Below are 23,662 nucleotides of genomic sequence, written 5' to 3' on the forward strand. Positions count from 1 at the left end.
TAAAGTAACTGTAGTTATTCACAGTATTCAGTGTTGTTTATTTAATTAGATTTAAGCTGATCGTGAATTTCTTGCACTTTCTTTTGCAATACATGATCAGTAATCAGCAACGTTGAGATCTTTTCATGAGCATGAAGTACGGTAGTATGATCACGCCCTCCAAATTCCTCACCAATTTTAGGCAAAGAGTTATCTGTAAGCTCACGAGATAAATACATGGCGATCTGTCTAGGAAAAGCAACGGATTTTGTTCTCTTTTTAGCCGTAAAATCTTCTAACTTAACGTTATAATGCTTACCAACAACTTCTTGGATATGGTGGATGGTAAGTGTTCTTGGCTTTGCAGAAGGAATAATATCACGAAGAGCTTCTGCAGCTAAGTCTGCATTCATATCTTGATTAATTAAAGAAGAATAAGCAACTACACGAATAAGTGCACCTTCAAGTTCTCTAATGTTCGTATCAATTTGATTTGCGATATAAAGCATTACTTCATTTGGTATATCCAGACCTTCAGCTTTCGCCTTTTTGCGGAGAATTGCGATCCGCGTTTCCAAGTCTGGCGGAGTGATATCTGTTATAAGTCCCCATTCAAATCGCGAGCGAAGTCTGTCTTCAAGTGTCGGAATCTCTTTTGGAGGCCGGTCACTCGAGATAACAATCTGCTTGCTTTCTTCATGAAGTGCATTGAATGTATGGAAAAATTCCTCTTGAGTCTGTTCTTTTCCCGCAAGGAATTGAATATCATCTATTAGAAGCACGTCCACACTGCGAAATTTGTTGCGAAATTCAACCGTTTTATTGTCACGAATCGAGTTAATGAATTCGTTCGTAAATTTTTCGGATGATAAATAAACTACCTTAGCTCCAGGATTATGTTCCAATACATAATGGCCAATCGCATGCATTAAGTGAGTTTTCCCAAGTCCAACTCCACCATATATAAACAGCGGGTTATAGGCTTTAGCCGGTGCTTCGGCAACAGCTAATGAAGCAGCATGGGCAAAACGGTTTCCTGATCCGATAACGAATCGGTCAAATGTATATTTAGGATTCAACATACTTTGAGAAACTTCTTCGTGAGGTTCATTTGCTGCTTTTGGGGCTTTTTTCATGGAAAGTTCCAGATCCAAGTCTACATCTGTCTGATTTTGTGGAATGATGAACTTCACGTCAAGCGCTGCACCTGTAACGTCCAGCAATGTTTCTGAAATGATGCCTGCATATCTGGATTCCAGCCAGTCACGGGCAAACTCATTTGGCGCAGTGATTACAAGCGTATCATTTTGCAGTGCATGCGCTGTTGTTGATTTTAACCAAGTCTCAAAGCTAGGCTTACTGACTTTTGTCTCAATAGCAGCAAGTGCTTTGGACCATAGGTCATTGATGTTTTCCAACCAATTTACCCCCCTTATCTCTTTGAATTATCCTATTTCAGCAGTTGTTTTCCTCGGTGTACAAGGTTTGTACAGCAAGTGAATACATATGAATAAAAATAAAAAGTCCACACCTTATGTGAATGATAATTAATATAGTAGATAATAGGATTATGAACAGTTAAATAGCATCTGTGGACAACCTTTCTAACAGCTCGAAAAACCTGTCCACAAGTTTATCCACAGCTTGTGAATAACTTTACATGCGAGTCATGTTGCTAACGAGTTAAAACACAACAAGCATATCAAAAATAATCAAGCTTGGCAACGGATTATTGTTACTTATCCACAACGCCCATACCTTGTGTAGAAAAGTTGTCCACAACACTAGATTTTGTGTAAAACGTGTCGATAATTGGTGTGGATAATGAAAAACGTGTCGAAAAAGATGTCCACAGGCAAGAGGATAAAGAATTTGGAGAACGTTGTAGAATGATTTAAATTGCTTTTGAAGTCTTCTTTTACGGAGATTGGGTACTTGGGTACTGCATTGTTGCTTTTGTTAGTAATTGATTTACGCTCCAGGTTGCTCGCTTTCCACGGGGCGAACGGTGAGCCTCCTGCCGCTTTGCGCCATTAGGAGTCTCCACCTGACCGCTCGTCCCGTAGGAGTCTCGCACCTTGCGCTCCAATCAATTTGCAGTGATGAAAAAATAAAATGCAACAATATGTAAGAAAAGATACTTTCTAAAAAAATTTAGTTTTTGTTTTGCCTTTATCGAAATGTTGATTGGTTTGGAAGATCTGCTACTAGCTGAACCTCTCAAATGTCATTTTCTTCATTAGCAAGTTGATCGTAGTGCAAGGTGCGAGACTCCTGCGGGACAGGTGGGCAGGTGAGACACTTATAAGTGAAACGTCCAAATGTGGCTCACCGCCTGCCCCGCGGAAAGCGAAGCACCTGGAACGGAGATCAACCCTTTCAAATCGGAGATTAAATACTTTCAAAGACAACAAAGTATCCTAAAACAGCTTAAAAATTAAATCCAGCTTGACAAAAGAAGGGGTCAGTCATTATAATTTGTTAGACTGTCTTTTATAAAAGATATCCTCAGGGAGGTGTAATATACATGAAACCTACATTTCAACCGAACAACCGTAAGCGTAAGAAGGTACATGGTTTCCGTGCACGTATGGCTACTAAGAACGGTCGTAAAGTTCTAGCTCGCCGTCGTCAAAAGGGAAGAAAAGTGTTATCCGCATAGGCCACTGACATCAGTGGTCTTTTTTTACTTTTTATAGACATTTTCGCTCACTCCAAGTCCGTATTGAACTCGCTTTTGTCGATTTTTCGGAGTTAGAGGTTTTATTAGAATAAAATAGGCCGATACTGGGATAAGATTCGAGACAAAAAGACATTGTGGAATGAGATTGGTTAATTGATGGAGTGTTAATTGAATGAAGAAAGAACAGCGCATCAAAAAAAACGAAGAATTTCAAGAAGTCTTCAAAAAAGGAAAATCAACGGCTAATCGCCAATTTGTTATATACAGTTTGAAAAAAGAAGATCAGCCTGCGTTTCGTATCGGACTTTCTGTAAGTAAAAAAGTAGGAAAAGCCGTTACACGAAACAGAATAAAGCGATCTGTAAAAGAAATCTTCCACAAATACAGTGAACAGCTGCTTCCAGGCAGGGATTACGTGGTTATCGCGAGAATACCTACTGCTAACATGGACTTTCATGAGATGGAGAAAAGCTTGCTTCACGTATTGAACAGAGCAAACGTACTTAAAAAGAGGGTGTAAGAAAATGAGATCCTTATTTATAGGGATTATTCGTTTTTACCAACTGTGGATCTCCCCAATGACTCCGCCTTCATGCCGCTTTTATCCGACTTGTTCGCATTACGGTATTGAAGCTTTCAGGCGTCATGGCGTATTTAAAGGAATGTGGCTAACTTTTGTCAGAATAGCAAAGTGCCATCCTTTTCATCCGGGAGGCGTTGACCTCGTGCCTGAAAAAAGAGACAATAAATAATTGAGATGAGATTTAAGATTTTAAGGAGGATAAGAGTGTGCGTAAGAAAATAGGTTTACTGATTGCCCTTTTCGCACTCATGGCTGTCCTTTCTGGATGTGGGACGATGGAGCCCATCACAGAAGACAGAACGGGAATTTGGGACACATATTTTGTATATCCGTTATCTTGGTTGATCACATATTTTGCGAACTTAACGGGTGAAAACTATGGATTATCGATCATAATTGTTACATTAATTATTCGTACTGCGCTTCTTCCATTGATGATTAAGCAAACGAAGAGTTCTAAAGCGATGCAGGAAATTCAGCCAGAAATTCAAAAACTGCGTGAAAAATACAAATCAAAAGATGCGAACACACAGCAAAAACTGCAGCAAGAAACAATGGCTTTATTCCAAAAGAATGGTGTAAATCCGCTTGCAGGCTGTTTACCATTATTGATTCAAATGCCGATTCTATTAGGTTTCTATCATGCAATCATGCGTACTGAAGAAATTGCGAATCACAATTTCCTTTGGTTTGATCTAGGAGATCCAGATCCATTCTTTATTTTGCCGCTAGTTGCAGGTCTTACAACATTCTTGCAGCAAAAAATCATGATGGGCGGAATGGACAATCCAAATCCGCAAATGAAGATGCTTTTATACATCATGCCAGTCATGATCGTTGTATTTGCTATTAATTTCCCAGCTGCATTATCTTTATATTGGGTGATCGGTAACATCTTCATGATTGCACAAACATATTTCATTACGACCCCAATGAAAAAGAAAGAAAATCAAGTTGATGGGGGAGCTAAAAAGTGAAAAAGGTACAGGTAACAGGGAAAACGGTTGAAGAAGCAGTAGCAGCAGCACTAGAACAACTTCAGACTTCAAAAGATCAAGTAGATATATCTATTCTTGAAGATTCCAAAAAAGGTTTTTTTGGACTTGGCGGCAAGCCCGCAGTAGTTGAAGTAACAGTCAAAGCTGATCCTGTTAAAACCGCGATCGAATACCTTCAGGATGTAACATCCAAAATGGGGGTACCCGTTACCATAGCACAGCGACAGGAAAATGATCATCTTGTGCTGGATTTATCCGGTGACAAAATTGCGATTTTGATTGGAAAACGCGGACAAACACTTAATGCGCTGCAGCTTTTAACAAATATGGTTGCAAATTCAGATCCTGCAAGCAAGCACGTTAAAATCGTGCTTGATGCTGAAAACTATCGTACCCGAAGACAAGAATCACTTGAAAGATTAGCTGAACACTCTGCTCAAAAAGTATTTTTCACAAAGAAAAGTTTTGCTTTAGAGCCGATGCCTGCCAATGAGCGCAAAGTGATTCATTTAGCACTGAAAGAAAACAGAGATGTTGAGACTACGTCTGAAGGGGTGGAGCCATTCCGTAAAGTCGTGATCCGCCCGACGTCCTCAAGCAAAAGATAAAGAAGCTTCAGAGGTTATTCCTCTGGGGCTTTTTGTTTACTGCAGGCTTATAATACGATACACTATTTTTTATTGTGGATATTTATGTCCTTTTTTGATAAACCATTATCACAGCAACTGATTAAGGCCATACTAAAGGTAATTTATATAGAGCGTAAAAAGAGGAAAGCCGAGGTGATACAACAATGGAATTTGATACGATTACTGCTATTTCTACTCCGATGGGAGAAGGTGCAATCGCGATTGTAAGGTTAAGCGGAAGTGACGCAGTAACGATTGCGGATAAAGTGTATAAAGGATCAAAACGTCTTTCAGATGTAGATACGCATACCATTCATTATGGGAAGCTGTTTGATCCAAAGGTTGATCAGGCCGTGGAAGAAGTGATGATCAGCGTTATGCGCGCACCCCGAACGTTCACGCGGGAAGATGTTGTTGAAATTAACTGTCACGGTGGATTAGTTTCTGTGAATCGTGTTCTTCAATTGATTCTGCAGCAGGGAGCACGCTTAGCTGAACCGGGAGAATTTACGAAACGGGCGTTCTTAAACGGACGGATTGATTTATCTCAAGCGGAAGCCGTGATGGATTTGATTCGTGCAAAGACGGATCGTGCCATGAATGTTGCACTGAACCAGATGGAAGGCCGCTTGTCTTCACTCATAACACGTCTTAGACAAACGTTATTAGAGACGATTGCTCACGTTGAAGTGAACATTGATTATCCTGAATACGATGCAGAAGAGATGACGCATTCCTTATTAAACAACAACCTTCTAACTGTCAAAAAAGAAGTAGAATCAATCCTGCAAACGGCAAGCCAAGGAAAGATTCTTCGTGAAGGGCTGTCGACGGCAATCATAGGACGACCGAACGTAGGGAAATCTTCACTTATGAACGCACTTGTCCATGAAAACAAAGCAATCGTAACAGATATTGCCGGAACAACGAGGGACGTTATTGAAGAGTACGTAAACGTAAGAGGAGTTCCTTTAAGACTTGTAGATACAGCAGGGATTCGAGAAACAGAAGACATCGTAGAAAAGATCGGTGTGGAAAAATCTCGAAAAGTATTGAAAGAAGCAGATCTGATTTTGTTAGTCATTAACGGAAACGAAACACTGTCACAAGAAGATGAGAACTTATTCCGTGCAGCAGCGGGACTCGATAAGATTGTTATCATCAATAAAACCGATCTCGAAATGAAAGCGGATATGAACCGTATTAAGGAACTTGCAGAACATTCACCTTTGATTTCAACATCTTTGGTAAAAGAAGAGGGAATAGATGAACTAGAGCAAGCGATCGCAAACCTGTTTTTTGCAGGTGGAATAGAAGCACAAGATTTAACTTACGTTTCTAATTCAAGGCATATCGCACTTCTTCAGCAGACGATTCATCACATTGACGAAGCACTTGGCGGTATTGAAGCGGATCTTCCGATAGATATGGTACAGATCGATATAACAAGAGCATGGGAGATACTCGGTGAAATAGTGGGTGACACGGTTTCTGAGAGTCTGATCGACCAGTTGTTCTCTCAATTTTGTCTTGGAAAATAATTGTTAAGGAGGTAGAACAAAATGGGATATAAAGCAGATACGTTCGATGTCATTGTTGTCGGCGCTGGACATGCTGGTGTTGAAGCGGCACTTGCTTCTGCACGTATGGGTGCCAAAACGTTATGTCTGACATTGAATCTAGACACTGTAGCATACATGCCATGTAATCCGTCAGTTGGCGGACCAGCTAAAGGGATTGTTGTGCGTGAAGTGGATGCGCTAGGCGGTGAAATGGCCCGTAACATCGACAAAACACATATCCAAATGCGTATGCTGAATACGGGTAAAGGTCCTGCGGTACGTGCGCTGCGCGCGCAAGCCGATAAATATCTTTATCAGCATGAAATGAAAAAAACAATGGAAAACACCGAGAACCTCACATTGCGTCAAGGAATGGTAGAGCGTCTGATCATTGAGGACGGGGAATGTAAGGGTGTTATTACAAAAACAGGAGCTGAATACGCTGCGGAAGCAGTGGTTCTAACGACTGGGACATACTTAAGAGGAAAGATTATTATTGGTGAGCTTGCTTATGAAAGCGGCCCGAATAACATGGCTCCTTCTATCAATTTGTCATACCACCTGCAGGAGCTTGGTTTTGATATGGTTCGCTTTAAGACGGGAACACCGCCGCGTGTGAACAGCAAAACGATCGATTATTCTAAAACGGAAATTCAGCCGGGTGATGATGTACCACGTGCTTTTTCCTATGAAACAACCGAGTATATTACAGATCAGCTGCCTTGCTGGCTCACTTACACAGGAGATGAGACACATCAGCTGATCAACGGTAACCTGCATCGTTCCCCGATGTATTCTGGGATGATTGAAGGAACAGGACCAAGATATTGTCCATCCATTGAGGATAAAATTGTACGTTTTAACGATAAACCAAGACATCAGATCTTCTTAGAACCTGAAGGCCGCAATACGGAAGAAGTGTACGTTCAAGGTCTTTCGACGAGCCTTCCTGAAGATGTTCAAAAGAGAATTTTAGCTACGATTCCTGGACTGGAAAAAGCTGAGCTGATGCGTGCTGGTTATGCGATAGAATATGATGCGATCGTACCGACACAGCTTTGGCCATCTCTTGAAACGAAGCGTGTGAACGGCCTCTTTACAGCAGGTCAGCTGAATGGTACGAGCGGTTATGAAGAAGCAGCGGGTCAAGGCCTCATGGCGGGAATCAATGCTGCGTTAAAAGTACAGAAAAAAGAGCCTTTAGTTCTGGATCGTTCAGAAGCATACATCGGAGTGCTGATCGATGATCTGATTACGAAAGGAACAAACGAGCCGTACCGCCTTCTAACATCAAGAGCAGAGTACCGTTTGCTGTTAAGGCACGATAACGCTGATCTCAGATTAACGAAAAAAGGTCACGAAATCGGACTGATACCGAAAGATCGTTACGAACGCTTTGAAGAGAAGAAAGCACAAATTGCGCAGGAAATAGAACGATTAGAACATGTTTCTATTAAGCCGACTGAAGATGTGCAGCAAATCCTTGCTGAAGCACAATCCACACCGCTAAAAGAGCCAATGTCTGCAGCCAATCTGCTAAAACGGCCTGAAGTAACGTATCCGGTGATCCACAAGATGGCACCTGCAGAAACACCATTGCCTGAAACCGTAATGGAGCAAGTGGAGATTCAAGTGAAGTATGCGGGCTACATCGATAAACAGCTTGCTCAAGTTGAGAAAATGCGCAAGATGGAAAATAAAAAACTGCCTGTTGATTTGGATTATATGGCGATCAATGGATTGGCTACAGAAGCGAAACAAAAGCTTCACGAAGTACGGCCGCTTTCAGTCGGACAGGCATCACGAGTATCAGGGGTAAACCCAGCAGACATTTCTATTCTGTTGATCTACCTTGAACAAGGTAAACTGGCGAAAATTGCCCGTTGAGGGGGAACGCATAAACCATGAATGTTGAATTGTTTCAATCTTCCTTAAAAGAAAAGGGAGTACAGTTATCAGATAAACAGCTTTCCCAATTCGAGAGGTATTATGAACTGCTCGTTGAGTGGAATGAAAAAATGAACCTCACAGCAATCACAGAAAAAGAAGAAGTATATCTTAAACATTTTTATGATTCTGTAACGGCTGGATTTCATTTTGATTTCAATCAGAATATTACGGTTTGTGACGTCGGAGCAGGTGCGGGATTTCCCGCGATTCCATTGAAGATCGTATACCCGGAAATCCAGCTGACTGTTGTTGACTCACTCAACAAACGCATTGGATTTTTGCAGCATGTTGTAGATGAATTAGGTTTAGAACATGTATCTTTACATCATGACCGTGCAGAAACATTTGCGCAGCGTCCTGAGTTTAGACAAAAGTTCGATCTTGTGATGGCTCGAGCTGTTGCGAGGCTTTCTGTACTATCCGAGCTCTGTTTACCTTTAGTGAAAATAGGGGGGCACTTTTTAGGAATGAAAGGTGCCAATCTTCCTGAAGAAGTGAAAGATGGCGAAAAAGCGGTTAAACTTTTAGGCGGAAAAATAAAAGATGTTCATTCGTTTGTATTGCCGATCGAGGAAAGTGAACGAAATATCGTAATCATTGAAAAAGTAAAAGATACGCCTAAAAAATTCCCGCGTAAACCTGGAACTCCGAACAAGTCGCCCATCCAATAAGTTTAGACTGTGTTTCACGTGAAACACAGCTGTTACATAATAGAAAGATTTTTACAGACTTGCAGGATTATAGGACTAGTGAGAAGAATTAGTTAACAGGCACATTACAAAAGGTGGTGTATTCGCATGAAGCATCCTTTTTCACGTTTATTCGGCATCGGCGAAAAGAGCCAGCAAACCTTAGATCCAGAACCAGCTGAAAAAAACGACAACGAAGAAGTACTTCAAATTCCGGTTCAACAGATCATTCCAAACCGGTTTCAGCCTCGTACGGTTTTTATAGATGAACGAATTGAAGAATTATCACAAACGATAGAAGCTCACGGAATTATTCAGCCTATTGTGGTTCGTGGCATTGGAGAGAATCAATACGAACTGATCGCCGGAGAACGCAGATGGCGTGCTGTCCAAAAACTTGGGTGGGAAAAGATACCTGCTATACTTAAAGAGATGGACGATTCGCAAACCGCATCGGTAGCTCTTATTGAAAACCTTCAGCGAGAAGAACTTACTGCCATCGAAGAAGCTATGGCTTATGCTAAGCTTTTAGAATTGCATGGACTTACTCAAGAGGGACTGGCACAAAAACTTGGGAAAGGCCAATCCACGATTGCGAACAAGCTTCGTTTATTAAAGCTGCCGCAGTCTATTCAAGATGCCCTTTTACAGAAAAAGATCACAGAGCGTCATGCCAGAGCATTAATTGTATTGAAATCTCCTGAAAAAATGGATGCCGTTCTGCAAGAGATCCTCGAAAAACAATTGAATGTGAAGCAGACAGAAGATCGTGTAAAACGAATGATTGAAGCTGAGACAGCGGAAAAGAAACCTCAATCCAGACGTAAATCGTATAGCAAGGATATGCGCCTTGCCATTAATACGGTTAGGCAATCTGTTGACATGGTCGTACAAAGCGGACTGTCCATCGACACAGAAGAAGAGGAGCATGAGGAGTTTTATCAGTTCACGATTCGCATTCCAAAAAAATAAAGTGAAGACCATCAGCCTTGAAAGTAAAAGCTGGTGGTTTTTTTGTTTTTGAAATCTATGTCGCCCTTGAAAGTGGTTGATTTCCGTTTCAGGTTGCTCGCTTTCCGCGGGGCAGGCGGTGAGCCACATTCGTAACGTTTCACTTTTAAGTGTCTCACCTGCCAGCCTGTCCCGCAGGAGTCTCGCACCTTACACTCCAATCAACCTGGCAATGAAGAGAAGTAACCAAAAAACTAATGTGAAAACTTTTAGTTGAGAGTCTTTCTAGGTAAGAATTAGTGTCTTCATTAGAATTTCAACTGAAAAAAATAATAAAAAAATAAATTCATCTAAAAATACTTTTTTCTATAATTACATACGTCATTTTATTTTCTTCGTGATAGAATAATAGATAATGAATGGTTTTATTAAGTGAGGTAGGTGACAACGTGGCCAAGATCATTGCAGTAGCCAACCAGAAAGGCGGAGTCGGAAAAACGACTACGTCCGTCAACCTTGGTGCATGCTTAGCATATTTCGGTAAAAAAGTTTTGCTCGTAGACATAGATCCTCAAGGGAATGCAACTAGCGGCGTAGGCGTGGACAAAGGTGATATCGATCAATGTATCTATAATGTCCTTGTTGAAGATGTGGAAGTAAAAGATGTGATTGTCGAGACCATCTGTGAAGGTTTACATATCCTCCCTTCGACGATACAACTCGCTGGAGCTGAAATCGAGTTAGTTCCTACGATATCGCGCGAAGTCCGTTTGAAAAGAGCACTTGATCAGGTAAGCTCCGTCTATGATTATATTATTATTGACTGCCCTCCATCATTAGGACTTCTTACGATTAACTCTTTAACAGCTTCTGACTCTGTTATCATTCCAGTTCAATGTGAGTATTACGCACTTGAAGGATTAAGCCAGCTTTTAAATACGGTCCGACTTGTGCAAAAGCACCTGAATACAGATTTGATGATTGATGGAGTCCTGCTCACAATGCTTGATGCACGTACGAACTTAGGCATTCAAGTGATTGAAGAAGTTAAGAAGTATTTTCAAGATAAGGTATATGAAACGATCATACCAAGAAACGTTAGATTATCAGAAGCACCGAGTCATGGTAAACCGATTATTATTTATGATCCGAAATCCCGTGGTGCAGAAGTATATTTAGAATTTGCGAAGGAAGTGATTGGCATTGGTGAAAGGGTTAGGTAAAGGGCTGCATGCCTTCTTTCCTCCAACAGAAGCTGGGGAAGAAGAGCAGATCAAAGATGTCAGCATATCAGAGCTTAGACCAAATCCGTATCAGCCTCGAAAAGTTTTTGACCAAAAAGCCATTGACGAACTAAAAGAATCCATTTTAGAACATGGCATTCTTCAACCGATTGTTGTACGGAAAAGCATTAAAGGCTACGAAATCGTCTTAGGGGAACGAAGATTCAGAGCAGCATCTGAGGCAGGGCTAAAAACCATCCCTGCGATTGTAAAAGACTATACGGAACAAAAAATGATGGAAGTCGCCTTGATTGAAAACCTTCAGCGAGAAGATTTGAATCCGGTCGAAGAAGCACAAGCTTACCAAAAGTTGATGGAGCACCTTGAAATCACTCAAGAAGAATTAGCTTCTAGAGTTGGAAAGAGCCGTCCTCATATTGCGAACCATATTCGGCTGCTTCAGCTTCCAAAACCCTTGTTAGAGCTTTTATCCAACGGCCTGTTATCGATGGGGCATGGTCGTGCATTACTCGGACTTAAGAAAAAAACGAAGATGCAGCTGATCGTTCAGCGTATTATGGATGAAAATTTAAATGTAAGGCAGCTCGAGAAGCTGATTTCGGATATTAATAAAAATGTTCCACGTGGAACAAAGAAAAATACAGCACAAACCAATGTGTTTTTTAAAGAAAAAGAATCATCCTTGCGTGATCGATTTGGAACATCAGTGTCTATAAAAAAATCGAAGCGAAAAGGAAAGATTGAGATTGAATTCTTTTCTCAAGATGATTTAGAGCGTATTTTAGATCTGTTAGAAAAGTAGGAGGAAAACCATCGAAAAGGTGGTTTTCTTTTTTACCATTTTTTCAAGGCTCCTTTAGCAATCTTTGATGCTCTTGAAAGTGGTTGATCTGCGTTTCAGGATGCTCGCTTTCCGCGGGGCATGCGGTGAGCCTCCTGCCGCTTTGCGCCATTAGGAGTCTCCACCTGACCACTCGTCCCGCAGGACAAGGAAGGCTACGGCAGCGACACATCGCACGAAGAAAATTTGAAGTTCAATTTTCGAGGAGTCTCGCACCTTACACTCCAATCAACTCTTCAATGAAGAGAAGAACAAAGTGAAGAAAAGCATAAATCTTTTAGATAACAACTTTATAAAAACAAACAGAAAGTAAGCACCTTGATTCAATCATTAAGATAATCATCGATGGCCTGCTTTAGATAGGAGAACGTTACATGTCACTGTTAGGAACAATAGTAAATGGTATTGCCATTGTTGCAGGAAGCTTTTTAGGTTTGTTTTGGACAAGAATCCCTGATCGATTTAAAAATACGATTTTACAAGCGATGGCTTTGGCTGTAACAATCTTAGGGATTGGTATGGGACTTAAAAGTGAGCAATTTTTAATTGTAATTGCGAGTCTAGCCATTGGTGGTGCTCTTGGTGAATGGTGGAATTTAGAAGATCGGCTGAATGCGATCGGCAAGTGGCTTGAAAAGAAGGTGGGGAAGCAAGATAAAGGATCGGTTGCGACGGGCTTTGTAACGGCTACACTTGTTTTTGTGGTTGGAGCGATGTCCATTGTTGGAGCGCTAGACAGCGGGTTAAGACAGCAGCATGATGTTCTTTATACGAAAGCATTGATCGATGGATTTTGTGCCATTCTTTTTACCTCAACACTTGGTATCGGAGTGATGTTTTCCGCGATACCGGTCGTCTTATATCAAGGTGCTATAGCACTTTTGGCTACACAGATCGATCGATTCGTTCCGCAAGAACTAATGGATGCCCTTATCGTAGAAATAACAGGAACAGGCGGAATCATGATCGTAGCGATTGGATTGAATTTGCTAGGCATCGCAAAAATCCGCGTGGCGAACCTTCTTCCGGGGTTGCTGGTTGCTACAGTGCTTGTATTTATCGTTGAAAAATGGGATAACATTCTTTCCTTTTCACAAGGTCTGCTATAAAAAAAGCCGCTTCTATTCCAGTAGAAGCGGCTTTTTGCTATTGAATTTTATAAATATCTTGAGAACGTGTATCTGTTCCTGCAATCATGTTTTTTTGTTGGATTTTTTTTCGTAAGCAAGCCATATGAAGGGAATCTGCAATTAAATCGGCCATTTTCATGACGATACTGAGCCTCGTATTCTGAAGGACAAAGTATTCCATAAACCCGCTTACGTTTACGATACCTGTAATATGCATATCACCAACAGGCGGCAGCTGTTTGTTCACGCCTGCACCTGGTTTTACGGGTCCATCATTAATAGAGACCATGCCAACATGATTTAACCGGCCTAAACAGGCATCAATTCCAATAACAAAAGCACCCGGATGTTCGGTTTCAATCATTTTCAGCTTTTCCTCTAGATTCACGGCATGAACTGGATCATCAAGTGTGCCGTAAACAAAAAACGGAAATGTATCTTTATTGTGCAATTTTGTACCTACAAGAGGGCCTAAGGCATCACCTGTTGATCGGTCGGTCCCTATACAGACAACGACGACCGGCTGATGGTTTGTTTCCGGAAGCATAGGTAAAATTTGTTCTGTAATTCTGAGCATGGCTTCCTTATCTTCGTGGTGCAATTTATATTGAATGGGTTTCCCTAGTCCAAGCTTCCGTTTGAGGAACATGACATCCTCTCCTTTATAATGGTTCTACTAGTATACGGAAGAAATCCTTTTGTTATACATGGTAGAATAGAATAATCACAGACTTTTGTTTAAAGTCTATACCCGTTTCATGTGTACTCGTAACTCGATAAGTTTTTCATGCACTGATATTTGATATTCTCGGTAAAAGCTGATTAAATAATTTCATAATCAATGAGAGGACGGGGACTAAATTGGAAGGAACTGATTTACCTAAAACAGCAGAACAGGCTGTAACCTTCTTTTCCGATAAAGAATGGTGGACAGGCATTGCCACAACAGGATTTAAGATCGTAGGAATCATCTTACTGGCCATTATATTCAAATATATTGTAAAAGCAGCGATCGCTAATATCTTTAAAGTCCGATTGAAATCTCCTTTACGTTTAAGCGAGAGAAGAGAGAACACTTTATTTCGGCTCCTAGATAACGTAGCTTCCTATGTTATCTATTTCGTAGCGATTTTAACCATCTTAACCGAGTTTGGCGTAGACATAAAAGCAATTCTTGCCGGGGCAGGTGTTGTTGGTTTAGCAATCGGTTTTGGTGCTCAAAGCCTTGTGAAGGATATCATTACTGGATTTTTCATCATATTTGAAAACCAGTTCTCTGTAGGCGACACGGTACGAATTGCAAGTTTTGAAGGAACAGTGGAAGAAATCGGTCTGAGAACAACAAAAATAAAAAGCTGGACAGGAGAATTGCATATCCTACCGAATTCGTCTATCACAGAAGTTACGAATTTTTCCGTTCATAACAGTATTGCTGTTGTTGACTTAAGCATTGCGTATGAAGAGGATATTGATAAAGCACAAAACATTATTCAAGAGGTCGTTAAAAACGCAAAACCAAATTACCCTGAAATGGTAAAGGAACCAGAAGTACTAGGTGTTCAAATGTTAGGTGCCTCTGAAGTTGTGATTCGTGTTACCGCAGAGGTACTTCCGATGACACACTTTAAAATTGCACGAGAGCTTCGTAAAACCCTAAAACATGAACTTGAAATAGCAGGTATAGAAATTCCTTATCCGAAAATGGTCACTTATCAGAAAGAATCATTGCCAAAAGAACAAAAATAAAGGAGAGCTGATGATGCAGCAAAAAGAATTTCACCTTCATGATGAAGTGGAAATGAAAAAGCAGCACCCATGTGGAACAAACCGATGGAAAGTGATTCGTATGGGGGCGGATATTCGAATTAAATGCATGGGTTGTCAGCATAGTGTGATGCTGCCAAGAGCTGAATTTGCTAAAAAAATAAAGAAAGTCTTGTTATCACCTGGGGAGTGATGAAGGACTTATCTAATAAAGTTTCACGTGGAACAATGCATCCATAAGTTATGTCATTTGATTATTGGATTGAACATAATGAAAAAAGAGTCAAGAATGAGAGCCGGGAAGCACCACCCGGTTCTTCTTGTTTTTTAAGGTGAGAAAACCTATAATTGGGAAGGATATTTTTTTAACTGAAAAGTCTCGGGCATCCGAGCTTTATATAAAACAGAGGAGTGAATGAACAGTGGCTCTTACAACTGGAATCGTAGGTTTGCCGAACGTTGGTAAATCTACATTATTTAACGCTATTACACAAGCAGGTGCAGAATCTGCTAACTATCCGTTCTGTACAATCGACCCGAACGTTGGAATCGTAGAAGTGCCTGATCACCGTCTTCAAAAGTTAACAGAATTGGTACAGCCGAAAAAAGTAGTACCTACAACTTTTGAATTTACGGATATTGCCGGAATCGTAAAAGGTGCGAGCAAAGGGGAAGGGCTAGGTAACAAATTCTTATCCCACATTCGTCAAACGGATGCGATCTTACAGGTTGTTCGCTGTTTTGATGATGAGAACATCACGCACGTTCACGGAAAAGTAAATCCGATCGATGATATCGAAGTAATCAACCTTGAGCTTATCTTTGCTGACTTAGAGTCTATCGACAAGCGTATTGCGCGTGTTGAAAAATTAGCAAAATCAAAAGACAAAGAAGCGGTTGCTGAATTTGCCGTTCTTTCAAAAATCAAGGAAGCACTTATGCAAGAACTTCCTGCACGAAGTGTTGACTTAACACCTGAAGAGAACAAGATTGTTTATGCGATGCACTTATTAACGATGAAACCTATTCTTTATGTTGCAAACGTGAGCGAAGATGAGCTTTTAGAAGGAACAAATGAGCACGTTGAAGCGGTTAAAGAGTATGCAGCACGTGAAAATGCAGAAGTAATCGTAATCTGTGCAAAAGTAGAAGAAGAGATCGCAGAACTTGATGGCGACGAAAAGATGGCTTTCTTAGGTGAACTAGGAATCGAGGAAGCGGGGCTTGATAAGCTGATTCGTGCATCTTATTCCCTTTTAGGCTTAGCAACTTACTTTACGGCAGGTGTTCAAGAAGTACGTGCTTGGACGTTCCGTAGAGGCATGAAGGCTCCTGCATGTGCTGGAATCATCCATACGGACTTTGAAAGAGGATTTATTCGTGCAGAAGTCGTTGCTTATGATGATCTTATGGCTGCGGGCAACATGGCAGCTGCCAAAGAAAAAGGTAAAGTTCGTCTAGAAGGTAAGGAATACGAGATGAAAGATGGAGATGTAGTTCATTTCCGTTTTAATGTTTAATAAAAAATGACTGGGAAGAGGTTGATTTCCGTTTCAGGTGCTCGCTTTCCGCGGGGCGGGCGGTGAGCCCCTTGCCGCTTTGCGCCTTTAAGGGTCTCACCTGACCGCTCGTCCCGCAGGAGTCTCGCACCTTTCACTTCAATCAACTTGTCAGTGAAGTTATTTACAACATTATTTCAAAAACAATAAAGAAATAGCCAAAGTAAAATAGAGAAAAACGGAGGAAAAGCAGAGGCTTTTCCTCTTTTTTATGCTTAATTTCAAAGTAAGCTTGTTTTATGCAAGATGTTTTGATATAATTCTTTATTGTGAGTTAATTGTCAACAAATACTGTTATGATGATTTTCTCCTTGCCCGGAATAAATGTTTTGGGCCGCTTAGACCAAAAGGAGGTGAACGGAATGAAAAAGTACGAAATTATGTACATCGTCCGTCCGAATATCGAAGAGGAAGCTCTTAAGTCAACGAAAGAACGCGCTAAAAGCATCCTAACTGACAACGGTGCGGAGATCGCGAACGAAAAGGAAATGGGTAAAAAGCGTTTAGCTTACGAAATCAATGACTTCCGCGATGGATATTACACGCTATTGGAAGTTAACGCTCCAAACGAAGCGATTAATGAATTCGACCGTCTTATGAAGATCAATGAAGATGTTCTTCGTTTCATGACAATCGTAGACGAAAGAAATTAATCCTTTAAGGAGTGGTTCTGAATGCTAAATCGAGTAGTACTGGTGGGACGTTTAACAAAAGACCCAGAATTAAAGTACACTCCAAACGGTGTGGCTGTTGCTAACTTCACACTTGCTGTCAATCGACCTTTTTCGAATCAGCAAGGTGAGCGCGAAGCAGATTTCATTAACTGTGTCGTATGGCGTAAGCCCGCTGAAAATGTAGCGAACTTCTTGAAAAAGGGATCGCTTGCAGGAGTGGATGGACGTTTGCAAACTCGTTCTTACGAGAACCAGCAGGGTCAGAGAGTGTATGTTACTGAAGTAATGGCAGAAAGTGTTCAATTCCTTGAACCTAAAAACGCTAATGCTGGTGGCCAGCAATATCAAGGCAACAGCAACAACTTTGGTGGACCATCAAATGACCGCGGATTTGGGCAGCAAAATCAGAACCGCAGCTATGGAAGTGACAACGGATTTGGAGGACAGCAACAACAGCAGAATCCAAAACGTAATAACTTCAACGATGACCCGTTTGCAAATGATGGCACGCCGATCGACATCTCTGATGACGATTTGCCATTTTAAACTAACGTAAACTATGAATCGGAATATATAAAATAAATCTAAAGGAGGGGACCAACTATGGCTGGACGTCGTGGTGGACGCCAAAAGCGTCGTAAGGTTTGTTTCTTCACTGTAAACAAAATCACTTACATCGACTACAAGGACACTGATCTTTTAAAGCGTTTCGTTTCTGAGCGCGGTAAGATTCTTCCTCGTCGTGTAACTGGTACATCTGCTAAATATCAACGTCAATTGACTCGTGCGATCAAACGCTCTCGTCACATGGCATTGTTACCATATGTATCTGAATAAGATCGTTTAAAGAGCGCAGCTAGGTTATCCTGGCTGCGCTTTTTTGTGTCTGAAAACAGAGTGTAAATCTATTTGGATGATATGCGTGATATGACTTAGGTGAGGGGTATAAGGGGCTTGATAATTGTCGAGTGACATCGACTCGCCGATATATGGTCAAAACTCGCTGGATTAATCCCAAAACTCGCCGTAAAAAATCCTGAATTTCTAGGATTATTTTCAAAATTTCTTGAATTAAGGGTATTGATACCCCATCCAGTATAAGTAAAGATAAGCTTTAAGAGCCAAAACTCGTGAAATAACAATTAAAATTTGGAGCTGGATCATTGTTTTCTCTTAAAATGCAGTACAGGTCTTCAAATCACCCCCGAGCAACCATTTTATGCTCCATTCCGTGATAAATCAGCTAGATTTGGATTATTTTTGTACGTTTCCACCCTTTTCTATCCTTCCAAACATCCAACTTTCCATAATTTGTTTACTTCTCTTCAAGTACGTCTATGCTAGAATTATCGTTTAAGTTGAATATTAGCGGCTATGTCACTACAATTAAAACATATGAAGAATTTTATGAGGTGAATCATGCGCAATACTAAAGTATTGGTGGAAGGTGCCGTTGTTTCAGGCATTTATACGCTTCTTTTTTTAATCAGTATGTACATACCGTTTTTCAGTCTTTTTTCGTTATTTATTTTGCCGCTTCCGTTTATCATCTATTTATACAGACACGATCTTAAAGCGGGAATGCTTCTATGGGCAGTCACATTTGGTGTGTCCCTGGCATTTGCGGGGCTTAACGGTATAATCGTTACCCTGTTCTCTGGTTTGACTGGAATTGTGATGGGGGAACTTTATAGAAGGAAAAAATCTGCTTTCGCTGTTCTGCTTGGCGCCAGTCTCTCGAACATACTAAATATGCTGGCAACGCTTGTTATTGCTCAAGTGGTCATGGGAATCAACTTTGTAAAAGAGCTAGAGACTCAGTTTCAAAGTGCGATAGGCACTGCAGAGGAGTTTTATAAAACAAGCGGTCAGGATCCTACTCAGATTGAAAGGTTTAAAGAGCAAGCGGAACTTATTCCGATGATGCTTCCGACATATATTATTGGAGGAGCTGTCATTCTTGCTTTTTTAACACATATAGCTGCTAGAATGCTTATGAAAAGAATGCGGTATGATGTTCCGTCCTTTCCGCACTTTCGGGATTGGAACCTGCCAAAATCGTTTTTGTGGTATTATATTATAGCGATTGTTTTAACGTTTAGCACGCCTGAAAAGGGCACGGCTTTATATATTGTAACGATAAATTTGTATATGATATTATCGTTTGTACTTATAATTCAAGGTTTCACAGTGATTTTTTATTATGCCTGGATAAAGAATTGGAAGAGAAAAAGAATCATATTGTTGATTATACTTTTGTTTCTGCTGAATTCTTTCCTGCCGATTCCTCTGGAAGTCGTTAAATTCTTAGGTATAATTGATTTAGGTTTTATGATTAAAAAACGGTTGAAACCAAAACAGTAGGAGCTGAAAGTATGCCAAAGTTTTTGCTAAAACGGTGGCATGGTTATCCCGTCATCGCCTTATTTGTTACTTCTGTTGTGCTGGTTAGCATCATCACGTATTTTCACTGGATGATCGGAATGGCAGGCTTTGTGCTATTAGGCGGCTTATTTTATTATGCCATGAAAGCCGAAGCGAGTTTTCAGGAGGAACTGGGTGATTATATTTCTACGCTCTCTCACCGCTTGAAGAAGGTGGGAGAAGAAGCATTGATGGAAATGCCGATTGGGATTATTTTGTATGATGAGGATTTTAAGATTGAATGGGCAAACCCATACATGGGCTCCCTGATAGAAGAAGAATCCTTTATCGGGCACTCTTTAAACCATGTTTCAGAAGAACTGATTCCTTATATTAAAACTGACGCTAAGGAAGAAGTTATTAAAATCAATACACATAGATTTCAAGTGAACTTTAAAAAAGAAGACAGACTGCTTTACTTTTTTGATGTTACCGAGCAGTTAGATCTTGAACGGCTCTATGATGAAGAACAGACCGTAATGGCAATCATCTATCTCGACAACTATGAAGAAGTGACACAAGGATTAGACGATCAATTTCGTTCAACGATCAATTCAAAAGTAACTTCAGTGCTGAATGGATGGGCGAATGAGCATGGAATCTTTCTAAAACGAACTTCTTCAGAGCGGTTTTTAGCGGTATTTAACCAGCGCATTCTATATGAGTTAGAAAAAAATAAATTCAGTGTGTTAGATGAAGTGCGAGAATCGACTGCTAAACAGAACGTTTCGTTAACGTTAAGTATCGGTGTAGCAGCAGGAACTTCATCGCTTCCTGAGCTTGGCCAGCTTTCACAGTCGAGTCTGGATTTAGCTCTTGGACGCGGTGGCGACCAAGTAGCGATTAAACAGACAAACGGGAAAGTCCGCTTCTACGGAGGTAAAACGAACCCGGTTGAAAAGCGTACACGCGTACGTGCACGAGTTATTTCACATGCGTTGAGTGAATTGGTGGCAGACAGCGATAAAGTAATCATTATGGGGCACAAGAACCCAGACATGGACTCAATCGGTTCTGCTATCGGAATATTGAAAGTCGCTCAAGTCAATGGAAAAGACGGTTATATCGTTCTCGATCAATCCGATATTGATATTGGTGTTCAGCGATTAATGGATGAACTGAAAGAGACAGAATCCATTTGGAAGTATTTTATCTCACCTGAAGAGGCACTGGAGATTGCTTCTCGTGACACGCTTTTAGTGATAGTTGATACACATAAACCTTCTATGGTCATTGAAGAAAAACTTTTAACGAAGCTCGACCATGTTGTCGTAATCGACCATCACCGCCGCGGAGAAGATTTTATTAAAGACCCTGTTCTTGTCTACATGGAGCCATATGCGTCTTCAACAGCAGAGCTCGTAACGGAACTATTAGAATACCAGCCGAAACGACTGAAGATGCGTATGCTTGAAGCAACAGCACTTCTAGCAGGTATTATCGTAGATACGAAAAGCTTTACCCTCAGAACGGGATCTCGTACGTTTGATGCTGCGTCCTATTTAAGAGCGCATGGAGCAGACACGATTCTTGTTCAAAAGTTTTTAAAAGAAGACTTAAATACGTATACAAGGCGTTCTAAGCTGATTGAGAACGCTGAGATCTATAGAAAAGGCATCGTTATTGCCAAGAGTTCTCCTGAGGATGCCTACAATCAAGTAGTAATCGCCCAGGCTGCAGATATTTTATTAACGATGAACGGCATTCAAGCATCCTTTGTTATTTCAAATCGAATTGATGGCAAAGTAAGCATCAGTGCCCGTTCACTTGGGGACATCAACGTACAAATGATCATGGAAGGACTTGAAGGCGGAGGACATCTTACAAACGCTGCCTGCCAGATTGAAAACAGCACGATTGATGAAGCAGAGAAACACTTAAAGAGGATAATAGATGAGTATATTGAAGGGGGAGAAGAGGAATGAAAGTAATTTTTCTTCAAGATGTGAAAGGTAAGGGCAAAAAAGGGGAAATAAAGAACGTTTCAGAAGGTTATGCGCGTAATTTCTTATTTCCTAAAAACTTAGCTTCAGAAGCTACTTCAGGGGCAATGGCTGCACTTCAGGGCCAGCAGAAGAGCGAAGAGAAAAAACAGCAAGCTCAACTGGAAGAGGCTGAAGCATTAAAAGCAAAACTTGCTGAGATGACAATTACGATCAAAACAAAAACAGGCGAGGGTGGCAGAGTATTTGGCTCTGTAACGAGCAAACAGATCGCTGACGGCTTGAAAGAGCAAGGGATCAAGATCGACAAGCGTAAAATCGAGCTGGCTGATCCGATTAAAGCTCTTGGTTACACGAATGTTCCGATTAAAATTCATTCGCAAGTAACGGCTACAGTAAAAGTACACGTAACAGAAGAATAAAAAGCCGGGAGTTCCCGGTTTTTTTGCGGGCATTGTAAGAGGTTGATCTCCGTTTCAGATGCTCGCTTTCCGCGGGGCAGGCGGTGAGCCACATTTGAACGTTTCACTCTTAAGTGTCTCACCTGCCCACCTGTCCCGCAGGAGTCTCGCACCTTACACTCTGATCAACTGTTCAAAGTAGATAAGGAACAAAATGCTTTTTATACCAACAATCTTTTTGCTATACCTATAGAATAAATTCAAAAAATAAAGAAAGGAGGAAATAAGAATGAGTGATTTATTTGCTGACCGTATACCACCGCAAAATATTGAAGCTGAGCAGGCTGTTCTTGGTGCTATCTTTTTAGAGCCCGAAGCTCTTATCACGGCCTCAGAAATCCTGCTGCCTGAAGATTTTTACCGAGCGACTCACCAACGAATCTATCGTGTGATGCTCGATCTTAACGCAAAAGGCGAGCCGGTCGATTTGATTACTGTCACTTCAGAACTGCAGGATAAAAACCAGCTGGATGAAGTGGGAGGATTATCTTTTTTATCGGAGCTTGCTGATAGTTCGCCGACAGCTGCGAACATCGAGTATTACAGCAAGATTGTTGAGGAAAAATCCCTTCTGCGCCGTTTGATTCGTACTGCGACTGACATTACAGCGAACAGCTATGCGCGTGAAGAAGAAGTAGAAGCTATTCTGAACGAAGCAGAGAAATCGATTTTAGAAGTAGCGAACCGTAAGAACACGAGTGCTTTTACAGCCATTAAAGATGTATTGGTGCATGCATATGACAACATTGAAGCTCTTCATAACCGTAAGGGCGACATTACGGGGATCCCGACTGGCTTTAACGATCTGGACCGGATGACTGCAGGGTTTCAGCGGAATGACTTGATAATCGTAGCAGCCCGGCCATCTGTAGGTAAAACAGCATTTGCACTGAACATTGCTCAAAACGTCGCAACAAAGACAGATGAGAATGTGGCCATATTCAGTCTCGAGATGGGTGCAGAACAGCTCGTTATGCGTATGCTCTGTGCTGAGGGGAACCTGGATGCTCAGCGTCTGCGTACTGGATCATTGCTTCCTGAAGACTGGCAGAAGCTAACGATGGCAATGGGAAGTCTGTCTGCCGCTGGTATTTACATTGACGATACACCAGGTATCCGTATCAATGATATCCGTGCGAAATGCCGTCGTCTGAAGCAGGAAAAGGGACTAGGCATGATTCTGATCGATTATTTGCAGCTTATTATGGGTAGCGGGAAATCTGGCGAGAATCGTCAGCAGGAGGTTTCTGAGATCTCCCGTTCATTAAAAGCTCTTGCACGTGAGCTGGAAGTGCCAGTTATCGCACTATCACAGCTATCACGTGGTGTTGAATCCCGTCAGGACAAGCGTCCGATGATGTCTGATATCCGTGAATCAGGTTCCATCGAGCAGGATGCAGATATCGTTGCCTTCTTATACCGTGATGATTATTACGATAAAGAAACGGAAGCGAAGAATATTATCGAAATCATTATTGCAAAACAGCGTAATGGTCCAACAGGAACGGTAGAGCTTGCCTTTGTAAAAGAATACAACAAATTCGTTAACCTGGACCGGCGGCACGATGAGAGTGCCATACCGCCAGGCGCATAGAAAA

29 protein-coding genes are annotated in these 23,662 nt (G+C 41.2%); 23 read left to right on the forward strand and 6 right to left on the reverse strand.

The window, feature by feature from the left end:
* Positions 1-41: 41 nt before the first annotated feature.
* Complete coding sequence (gene dnaA / locus QUF49_RS00585; RefSeq protein WP_289493817.1) at positions 42-1,397, reverse strand: chromosomal replication initiator protein DnaA; 1,356 nt, start codon at positions 1,395-1,397, stop codon at positions 42-44.
* A gap of 500 nt (positions 1,398-1,897) precedes the next feature.
* Positions 1,898-2,056: a hypothetical protein gene (locus QUF49_RS00590; protein ID WP_289493818.1), complete on the reverse strand. Its 159-nt coding sequence runs from the start codon at positions 2,054-2,056 to the stop codon at positions 1,898-1,900.
* Positions 2,057-2,226: 170 nt separating this feature from the next.
* Between QUF49_RS00590 and QUF49_RS00595 the strand changes: the two genes are divergently transcribed.
* The 10 genes from QUF49_RS00595 to noc all read left to right on the forward strand — a co-directional run bounded on the left by QUF49_RS00595 (position 2,227) and on the right by noc (position 10,045).
* Positions 2,227-2,403, forward strand: coding sequence for a hypothetical protein (locus tag QUF49_RS00595; RefSeq protein ID WP_289493819.1), 177 nt, complete (start codon positions 2,227-2,229; stop codon positions 2,401-2,403).
* A 103-nt stretch (positions 2,404-2,506) separates the two neighbouring features.
* Positions 2,507-2,641, forward strand: coding sequence for a 50S ribosomal protein L34 (gene rpmH, locus QUF49_RS00600; RefSeq protein WP_007201576.1), 135 nt, complete (start codon positions 2,507-2,509; stop codon positions 2,639-2,641).
* A gap of 193 nt (positions 2,642-2,834) precedes the next feature.
* Complete coding sequence (gene rnpA, locus QUF49_RS00605; RefSeq protein ID WP_066244177.1) at positions 2,835-3,182, forward strand: ribonuclease P protein component; 348 nt, start codon at positions 2,835-2,837, stop codon at positions 3,180-3,182.
* A gap of 4 nt (positions 3,183-3,186) precedes the next feature.
* Positions 3,187-3,414 (forward strand): membrane protein insertion efficiency factor YidD, encoded by a 228-nt coding sequence (gene yidD / locus QUF49_RS00610; protein WP_289493820.1) that lies wholly within the window; start codon positions 3,187-3,189, stop codon positions 3,412-3,414.
* A 37-nt stretch (positions 3,415-3,451) separates the two neighbouring features.
* Entirely contained in the window at positions 3,452-4,222 is a 771-nt protein-coding gene (gene spoIIIJ, locus QUF49_RS00615; protein ID WP_289493822.1) for a YidC family membrane integrase SpoIIIJ, read from the forward strand.
* Positions 4,219-4,851: an RNA-binding cell elongation regulator Jag/EloR gene (jag, locus tag QUF49_RS00620; RefSeq protein WP_289493824.1), complete on the forward strand. Its 633-nt coding sequence runs from the start codon at positions 4,219-4,221 to the stop codon at positions 4,849-4,851. Before spoIIIJ ends, jag begins: the two co-directional genes overlap by 4 nt.
* Before the next feature lie 185 nt (positions 4,852-5,036).
* Positions 5,037-6,413, forward strand: coding sequence for a tRNA uridine-5-carboxymethylaminomethyl(34) synthesis GTPase MnmE (gene mnmE / locus QUF49_RS00625; protein ID WP_289493825.1), 1,377 nt, complete (start codon positions 5,037-5,039; stop codon positions 6,411-6,413).
* 21 nt (positions 6,414-6,434) lie between these two features.
* Positions 6,435-8,321: a tRNA uridine-5-carboxymethylaminomethyl(34) synthesis enzyme MnmG gene (gene mnmG, locus QUF49_RS00630; protein WP_289493826.1), complete on the forward strand. Its 1,887-nt coding sequence runs from the start codon at positions 6,435-6,437 to the stop codon at positions 8,319-8,321.
* 17 nt (positions 8,322-8,338) lie between these two features.
* Positions 8,339-9,055, forward strand: coding sequence for a 16S rRNA (guanine(527)-N(7))-methyltransferase RsmG (rsmG, locus tag QUF49_RS00635; RefSeq protein WP_289493827.1), 717 nt, complete (start codon positions 8,339-8,341; stop codon positions 9,053-9,055).
* A gap of 126 nt (positions 9,056-9,181) precedes the next feature.
* Positions 9,182-10,045 carry a nucleoid occlusion protein gene (noc, locus tag QUF49_RS00640; protein WP_289493829.1) on the forward strand — a complete coding sequence of 288 codons (864 nt, stop codon included), beginning with the start codon at positions 9,182-9,184 and terminating at the stop codon, positions 10,043-10,045.
* A gap of 11 nt (positions 10,046-10,056) precedes the next feature.
* Here the strand turns inward: noc and QUF49_RS00645 are convergent, their stop codons facing one another.
* Positions 10,057-10,233, reverse strand: coding sequence for a hypothetical protein (locus QUF49_RS00645; protein WP_289493830.1), 177 nt, complete (start codon positions 10,231-10,233; stop codon positions 10,057-10,059).
* Between the two features lie 240 nt (positions 10,234-10,473).
* Here QUF49_RS00645 and QUF49_RS00650 point away from each other — a divergent pair, with 240 nt between their 5' ends.
* The 3 genes from QUF49_RS00650 to QUF49_RS00660 all read left to right on the forward strand — a co-directional run bounded on the left by QUF49_RS00650 (position 10,474) and on the right by QUF49_RS00660 (position 13,218).
* Complete coding sequence (locus tag QUF49_RS00650) at positions 10,474-11,247, forward strand: ParA family protein (protein ID WP_289497549.1); 774 nt, start codon at positions 10,474-10,476, stop codon at positions 11,245-11,247.
* A complete protein-coding gene (locus QUF49_RS00655) occupies positions 11,228-12,070 on the forward strand; it encodes a ParB/RepB/Spo0J family partition protein (RefSeq protein WP_289497550.1) in 843 nt (280 codons plus the stop codon). The genes QUF49_RS00650 and QUF49_RS00655 overlap by 20 nt, the downstream gene beginning before the upstream one ends.
* A gap of 413 nt (positions 12,071-12,483) precedes the next feature.
* A complete protein-coding gene (locus tag QUF49_RS00660) occupies positions 12,484-13,218 on the forward strand; it encodes a DUF554 domain-containing protein (protein WP_289493832.1) in 735 nt (244 codons plus the stop codon).
* 37 nt (positions 13,219-13,255) lie between these two features.
* On the opposite strand, the gene yyaC is transcribed toward QUF49_RS00660, so the two are convergent.
* Positions 13,256-13,888 carry a spore protease YyaC gene (gene yyaC / locus QUF49_RS00665; protein WP_289493834.1) on the reverse strand — a complete coding sequence of 211 codons (633 nt, stop codon included), beginning with the start codon at positions 13,886-13,888 and terminating at the stop codon, positions 13,256-13,258.
* Positions 13,889-14,100: 212 nt separating this feature from the next.
* Here yyaC and QUF49_RS00670 point away from each other — a divergent pair, with 212 nt between their 5' ends.
* The 3 genes from QUF49_RS00670 (at position 14,101) to ychF (ending at position 16,523) form a co-directional block, all read left to right on the forward strand.
* The gene (locus QUF49_RS00670) at positions 14,101-14,985 is read left to right on the forward strand and encodes a mechanosensitive ion channel family protein (RefSeq protein ID WP_394605890.1); all 885 of its coding nucleotides are present in this window, start codon (positions 14,101-14,103) and stop codon (positions 14,983-14,985) included.
* Between the two features lie 13 nt (positions 14,986-14,998).
* Positions 14,999-15,196: a DUF951 domain-containing protein gene (locus tag QUF49_RS00675; RefSeq protein ID WP_289497552.1), complete on the forward strand. Its 198-nt coding sequence runs from the start codon at positions 14,999-15,001 to the stop codon at positions 15,194-15,196.
* Between the two features lie 229 nt (positions 15,197-15,425).
* On the forward strand, positions 15,426-16,523 hold the full coding sequence (gene ychF, locus QUF49_RS00680) for a redox-regulated ATPase YchF (RefSeq protein WP_289493836.1): 1,098 nt from the start codon (positions 15,426-15,428) through the stop codon (positions 16,521-16,523).
* Here ychF and QUF49_RS00685 read toward each other — a convergent pair.
* The gene (locus QUF49_RS00685; RefSeq protein ID WP_289493838.1) at positions 16,520-16,669 is read right to left on the reverse strand and encodes a hypothetical protein; all 150 of its coding nucleotides are present in this window, start codon (positions 16,667-16,669) and stop codon (positions 16,520-16,522) included. The genes ychF and QUF49_RS00685 overlap by 4 nt on opposite strands.
* A 255-nt stretch (positions 16,670-16,924) precedes the next feature.
* On the opposite strand from QUF49_RS00685, the gene rpsF reads away from it, so the two are divergent.
* From rpsF to rplI, 6 genes are all read left to right on the forward strand, one after another.
* A complete protein-coding gene (gene rpsF, locus QUF49_RS00690) occupies positions 16,925-17,215 on the forward strand; it encodes a 30S ribosomal protein S6 (RefSeq protein ID WP_251322128.1) in 291 nt (96 codons plus the stop codon).
* A 21-nt stretch (positions 17,216-17,236) separates the two neighbouring features.
* The gene (gene ssb, locus QUF49_RS00695) at positions 17,237-17,782 is read left to right on the forward strand and encodes a single-stranded DNA-binding protein (RefSeq protein ID WP_066399530.1); all 546 of its coding nucleotides are present in this window, start codon (positions 17,237-17,239) and stop codon (positions 17,780-17,782) included.
* A 57-nt stretch (positions 17,783-17,839) separates the two neighbouring features.
* Complete coding sequence (rpsR, locus tag QUF49_RS00700) at positions 17,840-18,073, forward strand: 30S ribosomal protein S18 (RefSeq protein ID WP_066399523.1); 234 nt, start codon at positions 17,840-17,842, stop codon at positions 18,071-18,073.
* A gap of 582 nt (positions 18,074-18,655) precedes the next feature.
* Complete coding sequence (locus QUF49_RS00705; protein ID WP_289493841.1) at positions 18,656-19,600, forward strand: YybS family protein; 945 nt, start codon at positions 18,656-18,658, stop codon at positions 19,598-19,600.
* An 11-nt stretch (positions 19,601-19,611) separates the two neighbouring features.
* Positions 19,612-21,585: a DHH family phosphoesterase gene (locus tag QUF49_RS00710; RefSeq protein ID WP_289493842.1), complete on the forward strand. Its 1,974-nt coding sequence runs from the start codon at positions 19,612-19,614 to the stop codon at positions 21,583-21,585.
* Positions 21,582-22,025 carry a 50S ribosomal protein L9 gene (gene rplI / locus QUF49_RS00715; protein ID WP_289493844.1) on the forward strand — a complete coding sequence of 148 codons (444 nt, stop codon included), beginning with the start codon at positions 21,582-21,584 and terminating at the stop codon, positions 22,023-22,025. Before QUF49_RS00710 ends, rplI begins: the two co-directional genes overlap by 4 nt.
* Here rplI and QUF49_RS00720 read toward each other — a convergent pair.
* Complete coding sequence (locus QUF49_RS00720; protein WP_289493846.1) at positions 21,977-22,177, reverse strand: hypothetical protein; 201 nt, start codon at positions 22,175-22,177, stop codon at positions 21,977-21,979. The two genes, rplI and QUF49_RS00720, sit on opposite strands and share 49 nt — an antisense overlap.
* Positions 22,178-22,293: 116 nt before the next feature.
* On the opposite strand from QUF49_RS00720, the gene dnaB reads away from it, so the two are divergent.
* Complete coding sequence (gene dnaB, locus QUF49_RS00725) at positions 22,294-23,658, forward strand: replicative DNA helicase (RefSeq protein WP_289493847.1); 1,365 nt, start codon at positions 22,294-22,296, stop codon at positions 23,656-23,658.
* The last annotated feature ends 4 nt before the right edge of the window (positions 23,659-23,662 follow it).

Origin of the sequence: Fictibacillus sp. b24, assembly GCF_030348825.1 — a bacterium.
Taxonomy (GTDB): domain Bacteria; phylum Bacillota; class Bacilli; order Bacillales; family Fictibacillaceae; genus Fictibacillus.

Bases quoted from the DNA above. Each gene is read 5' to 3' on its own strand.
- rpmH (WP_007201576.1), top strand. From the start codon at position 2,507: ATGAAACCTACATTTCAACCGAACAACCGTAAGCGTAAGAAGGTACAT.
- rnpA (WP_066244177.1), top strand. From the start codon at position 2,835: ATGAAGAAAGAACAGCGCATCAAAAAAAACGAAGAATTTCAAGAAGTC.
- yidD (WP_289493820.1), top strand. From the start codon at position 3,187: ATGAGATCCTTATTTATAGGGATTATTCGTTTTTACCAACTGTGGATC.
- mnmE (WP_289493825.1), top strand. From the start codon at position 5,037: ATGGAATTTGATACGATTACTGCTATTTCTACTCCGATGGGAGAAGGT.
- mnmG (WP_289493826.1), top strand. From the start codon at position 6,435: ATGGGATATAAAGCAGATACGTTCGATGTCATTGTTGTCGGCGCTGGA.
- rsmG (WP_289493827.1), top strand. From the start codon at position 8,339: ATGAATGTTGAATTGTTTCAATCTTCCTTAAAAGAAAAGGGAGTACAG.
- noc (WP_289493829.1), top strand. From the start codon at position 9,182: ATGAAGCATCCTTTTTCACGTTTATTCGGCATCGGCGAAAAGAGCCAG.
- QUF49_RS00660 (WP_289493832.1), top strand. From the start codon at position 12,484: ATGTCACTGTTAGGAACAATAGTAAATGGTATTGCCATTGTTGCAGGA.
- yyaC (WP_289493834.1), bottom strand. From the start codon at position 13,888: ATGTTCCTCAAACGGAAGCTTGGACTAGGGAAACCCATTCAATATAAA.
- QUF49_RS00675 (WP_289497552.1), top strand. From the start codon at position 14,999: ATGCAGCAAAAAGAATTTCACCTTCATGATGAAGTGGAAATGAAAAAG.
- rpsF (WP_251322128.1), top strand. From the start codon at position 16,925: ATGAAAAAGTACGAAATTATGTACATCGTCCGTCCGAATATCGAAGAG.
- ssb (WP_066399530.1), top strand. From the start codon at position 17,237: ATGCTAAATCGAGTAGTACTGGTGGGACGTTTAACAAAAGACCCAGAA.
- rpsR (WP_066399523.1), top strand. From the start codon at position 17,840: ATGGCTGGACGTCGTGGTGGACGCCAAAAGCGTCGTAAGGTTTGTTTC.
- QUF49_RS00705 (WP_289493841.1), top strand. From the start codon at position 18,656: ATGCGCAATACTAAAGTATTGGTGGAAGGTGCCGTTGTTTCAGGCATT.
- QUF49_RS00710 (WP_289493842.1), top strand. From the start codon at position 19,612: ATGCCAAAGTTTTTGCTAAAACGGTGGCATGGTTATCCCGTCATCGCC.
- rplI (WP_289493844.1), top strand. From the start codon at position 21,582: ATGAAAGTAATTTTTCTTCAAGATGTGAAAGGTAAGGGCAAAAAAGGG.
- dnaB (WP_289493847.1), top strand. From the start codon at position 22,294: ATGAGTGATTTATTTGCTGACCGTATACCACCGCAAAATATTGAAGCT.